This window comes from Alcanivorax xiamenensis, from assembly GCF_009846745.1.
Lineage (GTDB): Bacteria > Pseudomonadota > Gammaproteobacteria > Pseudomonadales > Alcanivoracaceae > Alloalcanivorax > Alloalcanivorax xiamenensis.
In genome coordinates this window covers 1-7236 of record NZ_AQPF01000085.1, presented here as the reverse complement: position 1 = coordinate 7236, position 7236 = coordinate 1, and the positions used below count along the sequence as shown (strand labels likewise).

The 7236-nt window shown below is 61.3% G+C and carries 6 protein-coding genes; all 6 read left to right on the top strand.

Going from position 1 to position 7236, the window contains the following annotated elements:
• The first annotated feature begins 99 nt into the window (after positions 1-99).
• The 6 genes from A6D6_RS21220 (at position 100) to glnG (ending at position 6836) form a co-directional block, all read left to right on the top strand.
• A complete protein-coding gene (locus A6D6_RS21220; RefSeq protein WP_159661804.1) occupies positions 100-1197 on the top strand; it encodes a tRNA (5-methylaminomethyl-2-thiouridylate)-methyltransferase in 1098 nt (365 codons plus the stop codon).
• Positions 1198-1199: 2 nt separating this feature from the next.
• Positions 1200-1442: a sulfurtransferase TusA family protein gene (locus tag A6D6_RS21215; protein ID WP_159661803.1), complete on the top strand. Its 243-nt coding sequence runs from the start codon at positions 1200-1202 to the stop codon at positions 1440-1442.
• 223 nt (positions 1443-1665) lie between these two features.
• Positions 1666-3072 (top strand): glutamate--ammonia ligase, encoded by a 1407-nt coding sequence (gene glnA, locus A6D6_RS21210; protein ID WP_133491604.1) that lies wholly within the window; start codon positions 1666-1668, stop codon positions 3070-3072.
• A 314-nt stretch (positions 3073-3386) separates the two neighbouring features.
• Positions 3387-4097: a DUF4124 domain-containing protein gene (locus A6D6_RS21205; protein WP_159661802.1), complete on the top strand. Its 711-nt coding sequence runs from the start codon at positions 3387-3389 to the stop codon at positions 4095-4097.
• A 169-nt stretch (positions 4098-4266) separates the two neighbouring features.
• Positions 4267-5370: a nitrogen regulation protein NR(II) gene (gene glnL / locus A6D6_RS21200; protein ID WP_166643037.1), complete on the top strand. Its 1104-nt coding sequence runs from the start codon at positions 4267-4269 to the stop codon at positions 5368-5370.
• A 41-nt stretch (positions 5371-5411) separates the two neighbouring features.
• Positions 5412-6836, top strand: coding sequence for a nitrogen regulation protein NR(I) (gene glnG / locus A6D6_RS21195; RefSeq protein ID WP_133491607.1), 1425 nt, complete (start codon positions 5412-5414; stop codon positions 6834-6836).
• The last annotated feature ends 400 nt before the right edge of the window (positions 6837-7236 follow it).

Here is a 7236-nt window from a genome sequence, read left to right as displayed (position 1 = left end):
GCGTCCAGCGTCCAGCGTCCAGCGTCCAGCGGATAGTGCTACCCGGCCCGGGTTTGCTATACTCGCCGCCCATTTTTTGACCGGCACGCGAGCCGACCTATGACCGAGTCAGCCCCTCGAACGCTGCAACAACCGCTGCAACGACGCGCCATCGCCCTGGTTTCCGGCGGCCTGGACTCCATGCTGGCGGTGAAAGTCATGCAGGAACAAGGCATCCACGTCGAAGGGGTGAATTTCTTCACCGGCTTCTGCGTGGAAGGCCACACTCACGCCATTCGCAAGAAGGACAAGGACAAAAACAAGCGCAATAATGCGCTTTGGGTCGCCGAGCAGCTGGGTATCAAGCTGCATATCGTGGATATTTCGGAGGAGTACAAGGATGTGGTACTCAATCCGAAACACGGCTACGGCGCCAATCTGAATCCCTGCCTGGACTGCAAGATCTTCATGGTCAACAAGGCCTCCCTGATGCTGAACAAGGCACGGGAGCTGGCCGGCGAGAAGGGGTTCGACTTCATCATCACCGGTGAGGTGGTGGGGCAGCGCCCCAAGAGCCAGCGCAAGGAAACCATGCCGATCATCAGCCGCGAATCCGGCGCCGATGACCGCCTGCTGCGTCCGCTCAGCGCCAGGAACCTGCCGGAGACCCTGCCGGAGCGGGAGGGCTGGGTGGATCGCAGCCAATTGCACGACTTCTCCGGCCGTAATCGCAAGCCGCAAATGGCACTGGCCAAGCGCTTTGGCCTGGATGACTTCGCCCAGCCCGCCGGCGGCTGTTGCTTCCTTACCGATGAGTCCTATTCGCGCAAGCTGGCGGATCTGTGGCAAGCCCGTAACGAGCGCCGCTATGAACTGGATGACATCATGCTGCTGAAGGTGGGGCGGCATATCCGTCCGGCGCCGCACTACAAGCTGATCATCAGCCGTGAAGAAGGGGAGAACCGCTTCCTGGAAGGGTATCGGTATCAGTTCACCAGCATCACCACGTCGAGCTGCCCCGGTCCGCTGGCCCTGATCGACGGTGAGCTGGCATCCGATGAGGAACTGCGCCAGGCGGCCGCCATCGTCGCCCGTTATTCCAAGGGGCGAACCGATGACGAGGTGGTGGTGGAAGTGCGCGATCCCAGCGGCGTGGCTCGCCAGTTACCGGTGTGCCCGGCGACGCCGGATCAGGTGCCACAGGAATGGATGGTATAACCATGAGCCATCATGAATTGGACGCCCGCCGGTTGCTGTGTCCGATGCCGGTGATCAAAACCCAGAATCAAGTGAATGCGCTTCAACAAGGCGATACCCTGACGGTGATCTGCACCGATCCGGGGGCGCTCAATGACATTCCCGCCTGGTGCCGGATCAATGGTCATGCGGTGCTGGAGACCCGGGAAGAAGGTCATGAGGTGCGGGTGACGCTTGAGATTGGGGAGCCTTCGATTGCACTGTAATGGTGCGTTCTTGTCATGCATGCACAGTATTGGTGCTTTCATGCCGGGTATGCCGGCCGATTTCGGGGCGTTGCGGCCCGAATGCGCTAAAAAAGGGCTGGCACGTAATTTGCTCACCTATTGGCATGCGGGGCCGAGTGCCCGAGAATAGCGGCTTCGAGTGGTCGGCCCGCCGATACCACTGAATGCCAGACACATACCCGTTCCAGGAGGACGTTCTACAATGTCTGAAAAGACGCTGAAGCTGATCAAAGATAACGACGTGAAGTGGGTCGATCTGCGTTTTACCGATAGCCGGGGTAAGGAGCAGCACGTCACCATTCCGAGTTCGGAAGTGGACGAGGACTTCTTCCAGGACGGCAAGATGTTCGATGGTTCTTCCATCGCTGGCTGGAAAGGTATCAACGAGTCCGACATGATCATGATGCCGGACGACAGTTCCGCGGTGATCGATCCGTTCACCGACGTTACCACCCTGAACCTGCGTTGCACCATCGTCGAGCCCTCCACCATGCAGGGCTACGAGCGCGATCCCCGCTCCGTGGCTCAGCGCGCCGAGGAATATCTGAAGTCCACCGGCATCGCCGACAGCGCCCTGTTCGGTCCGGAGCCGGAATTCTTCGTGTTTGATTCCGTACAATGGAAGTCCGACATGTCCGGCGCCATGTACAACATCTACTCCGAAGAAGCGGCCTGGGTGTCCGCCGATGAGTTCGAGAAGAACAACATCGGTCACCGTCCGGGTGTGAAAGGTGGCTACTTCCCGGTACCGCCGGTGGATTCGCTGCACGACCTGCGTGCCGCCATGTGCGCCGCCATGGAGCAGATGGGTCTGGAAATCGAAGTGCACCACCACGAAGTGGGCACCGCCGGCCAGTGCGAAATCGGTGTTGGCGCCAACACCCTGACCGCCAAGGCGGACGAGGTGCAGATCCTCAAGTACTGTGTCCACAATGTGGCGCACGCCTATGGCAAAACCGCCACCTTCATGCCCAAGCCGCTGATCGGTGACAACGGTTCCGGTATGCACGTGCATGTGTCCCTGGCCAAGGACGGCAAAAACCTGTTTGCCGGTGACAGCTATGCGGGACTGTCCGAGGAAGCGCTGTACTTCATCGGCGGTATCATCAAGCACGCTCGCGCCATCAACGCCTTCACCAACGGTTCCACCAACTCCTACAAGCGTCTGGTACCCGGTTTCGAAGCACCGGTAATGCTGGCCTACTCCGCCCGCAACCGTTCCGCTTCCATCCGGATTCCGTGGGTGAACAGCCCGAAAGCCCGTCGTATCGAGGCGCGCTTCCCGGATCCGTCCGCCAACCCGTACCTGTGCTTCGCGGCGCTGCTGATGGCCGGCCTGGACGGCATCAAGAACAAGATGCACCCGGGCGATGCCATGGACAAGGACTTGTACGATCTGCCGGCCGAGGAAGCTCAGGGCATCCCGACCGTGGCTCATACCCTGACCATGGCTCTGGATTGTCTGGAAGCGGACTACGAGTTCCTGATGGCCGGCGATGTGTTCACCAAGGACATGCTGGACGGCTACATCCAGCTCAAGCGTGAAGAGATCGAGCGTCTGAACATGACTCCGCATCCGGTCGAGTTCGACATGTACTACAGCTGCTAAGAATCCCAAGTTCCCGGCAGTTGCAAGGCCCCGCTCCGGCGGGGCCTTTTTTGTGGTTCATGGCGGCATAACGATTGCTGGCACGGAAGGGGGGCTATGAAGCCGCTGTGGGAAGCTTGCTTGCAAGCGAATGGGTTTCCGGGCCCCAAGATTCGCTTGCAAGCAAGCTTCCCACAGCGGCCTTGTAGTAGTTTCCGAGTTTATGTCTCCAAGGCCCACAAAGGGCGGGGCCCATAGTGTGCCCCAGACCCTTTTATCCCTGTTCCGGTGCGGTCAGAATCAAAGCCATGACTCTTGGGGGAGAGGAGGACCGCATGAAAACCACAACCGTTCTGTTGATCACTTTGCTTGGCGTCTGCGCCGCTGTCTGGGTGCGGGCCGGCGATGTGTCGGAAACAGGGGGCGCGATGATCTTTCGTAGTGTCGATGAGCACGGCAACGTGACGTTCACTGACTCGCCGCCGAAGGGACGCGACGCGGAGGCGGTACGCATTGGCCCGACCAATACCGTGCCAGGGCCGCGACAGGAACGGCCGCCGGCCGAGCCGCCGGAGTCGTCGCTGCCGGTTTTCGAGGGCTACCAGCGTCTGGCGATTGTTTCCCCGCGGCCGAACGCCACGGTGCGCAATCCGGAGGGGCCGATCAGCGTGGAAGTAGCGCTGGAGCCGGCGCTTCAGGCCGGGCACCGGCTTGAGGTTCTGGACAATGGCGAACCTTTGGCTGGAACCGCGCTGAGGGATCCGGAGCGGGGCAGTCATGTGCTGGTGGCGCGAGTGCTGGACCAGGAGGGCAAGGAGATCAAACGCTCCGCCACGGTCACGGTGCATGTGCATCGCACCAGCCGATTGCAAAGCGGTCAGGCACCGGCACCCAGTGGACGGGCCGGGATCGGGCAGGCTGCCCAGCGAGGGGGCGCCGCCAGCCCCGGGACCGGCAGTGCTCGCGGAAGTGGCGCGAAGACCGGTTCTCCGGCCTCCGTGGGCCAGCCTGCCAGCCGTGCTCAAACCGTCAAGCCCGATTCCTGACCCTCTTTCCATGATTCGCACCAAATCGGTGCATCCCTTCCGCGTAGTGATTACACTGATTTTGGCCGCCTGGCCTTTTTGACGCCCTTCAGCGGTGCCCGGTATGCCTCATTCCGGCGGTTCTGACGGGTGGCCTGATAATTGCTTGTGCCCCGTTATGGGCCGAATCATGAAGACCGAGAAGGTAATGCACAAACGCTTGCTGGATCACCTGCGTACCGCGGTGATGCTGCTGGATGATGAGCTGCGGGTTTGTTATCTCAACCCGGCGGCGGAGATTCTGTTGTCCACCAGTGCCAGCCGGATCATCGGCCAACTGCTGCCGGACTATTTCCATGATGATGGCAATGCCCGCGACGCACTAAAGCAGTGCATCGAGGACGGTAACCCCTTTACCCGCCGGGAGGCGAAGCTGGATGTGACTCCCGGGGTGCAGGTAACGGTGGACTACAGTATTACGCCGTTACAGGAACCCGGTTATCCGATGGCGCTGCTGGTGGAAATGCAGGGGCTCGACCGCATGCTCAAAATCAGCCGCGAGGAGGCTCTGGTGCACGCGCATCAGGCCACCCGCGCGTTGGTGCGGGGCGTGGCGCACGAAATCAAAAATCCGCTGGGTGGGATCCGCGGCGCCGCGCAACTGCTGGAGCGTGCTTTGCCCAGCCCGGATCTGGCTGAGTACACACGGGTAATCATCGACGAGGCGGATCGCCTGCGTTCAGTGGCGGATCGCATGCTCGGGCCGCGCAAACCGCCGGCGTTCGCCGACGTGAACGTGCACGAATGTCTGGAGCATGTGCGTCAACTGTTGCTGGCGGAATACCCTCAGGGGGTGCGCATCCTGCGCGACTACGATGTCAGTCTGCCGGACATCCCCGCCGACCGTGATCAACTGATCCAGGTGCTGCTCAATCTGATGCGCAACGCGATTCAGGCGTTGTTGGAATCCGGCACCGAGGGCGCCCAGGTCCTTTTGCGCACCCGGGTATTGCGGCAATTCACCATCGGTTCCACCCGCCACCGTCTGGTGCTGCGGGTGGACATTGAAGATAACGGCCCGGGGATTCCCGAAGAGTTAAGGGAAACCCTTTTTTATCCCATGGTCAGCGGTCGAGCCAATGGCTCCGGCCTGGGTTTGTCCATTGCCCAATCCATCATCAGCCAGCACCAGGGGTTGATCGAATGCGACAGCGAACCGGGCCGGACCCTGTTCAGTTTGCTGCTGCCCATGGAGTTACCGGAAGCGAACTTCGCCACCTCGGATTCGGCCTGACAGGCCGGCCGGTGGCCCGATGATGTAGGGAGAGCACAGGCATGACCTCGACCATATGGGTGATTGACGATGACCGTTCCATCCGCTGGGTGCTGGAGAAAGCGCTCAGCCAGGAAGGGTTTCAACTGGCCTGTTTCGAGGATGCGGATGAGGCCCTGAATACCCTGGAAGAAGGTGCCAGGGAGCCGGATGTGCTGATTTCCGACGTGCGCATGCCCGGTACCGACGGGCTGCGCATGCTGAAGATTCTGCAGCGCAAGCACCCGGATCTGCCCGTTATCATCATGACCGCGCACTCGGATCTGGACTCGGCGGTGGCCTCCTATCAGGGCGGCGCATTCGAATATCTGCCCAAACCGTTCGATGTGGACGAGGCGGTGGCTTTGGTGAAACGGGCCATCAAGCACCGTCAGGAAGCCCAGGGCGAAGCGGTGGTGGCCAACGAGGAAACCCCCACCGAGATCATCGGAGAAGCGCCGGCCATGCAGGAGGTGTTTCGCGCCATCGGGCGGCTCAGCCACTCCAATGTCACCGTGCTGATCAACGGCCAGTCGGGCACGGGTAAGGAGTTGGTGGCGCGGGCGCTACACCGTCATTCCATGCGCCGGGAAAAGCCGTTCGTGGCGCTGAACATGGCGGCGATCCCCAAGGACTTGATCGAATCCGAGTTGTTCGGCCATGAAAAAGGCGCGTTCACCGGCGCCAATGCCCAGCGGGTCGGCCGCTTCGAGCAATCCAATGGCGGCACCCTGTTTCTGGATGAGATCGGTGATATGCCGCTGGAGGCCCAGACGCGACTGTTGCGGGTGCTGCAGGAAAACGAGTTCTACCGGGTCGGCGGTACCACGCCGATTCATGTGGATGTGCGTATCATCGCCGCCACCCACCAGGATCTGGAACGGTTGGTGCGCGAGGGCGATTTCCGCGAAGACCTGTTCCACCGTCTCAATGTTATTCGCATCCATATCCCGAAACTGGCGGAGCGTCGGGAAGACATACCGCAACTGGCCGGGTATTTCCTGCAACGGGCCGCCAGCGAGCTGGGCGTGGAGCCCAAGGTACTGCACAAGGACACCGAAAAGTACCTGGCGGCATTGCCCTGGCAAGGTAATGTGCGTCAACTGGAGAACACCTGCCGTTGGCTGACGGTGATGGCCTCCGGCCGGGAGGTGCTGGTGGACGACCTGCCGCCGGAACTGCGCCAGTCAGTGGGACGGCCCAGCGAAGGCGGCGGCGACTGGCAGAAATCCCTGCGCCAGTGGGCGGACCGGGCGCTTGCCCAGGGCGATCGGGCGATCCTGGACCAGGCGGTGCCGGTGTTCGAGCGCACCATGATTGAAGTGGCGCTGCAGCATACCGGCGGCCGTAAGCGCGACGCGGCGGCGTTGTTGGGGTGGGGCCGCAACACCCTGACCCGCAAGATCAAGGAGCTGGACATGGAAGCGGAGTTCAGCGGCGAGGATTGAAAAGGGGCGGGGCGCCGGACGCCAGACGCCAGACGCTAAAGTCAAAACCCGGGGCCGCGGGCGTTGCGGAAATAAAAAATTGCCGGGAGCAATTTTTAACGTTGCTCGGCGACGGCCCGCAGGGTGACCGCCATGGATGGCGGTCATAAAAAAGTTCATCGCGGAATAACGGGAATGTGGGTCTCCATCGGAGGCACGGGTCTGCACGGAGGCCTTCCGGGATCGCCGTAAATACATCCCTGTAGGCTCCCGGTTTGACGTCCCTGTCAAACAGGGTCCCGGAAGGCCTCCGTGCAGACCCGCTCAGAAGTGAACCGCCGCGTTCCGGACGACAACGACGACAAACCTTTCCAGGAGAGGAAAGAATACCCGTATTGCTCGGTTACCTCGAAGACCTCCA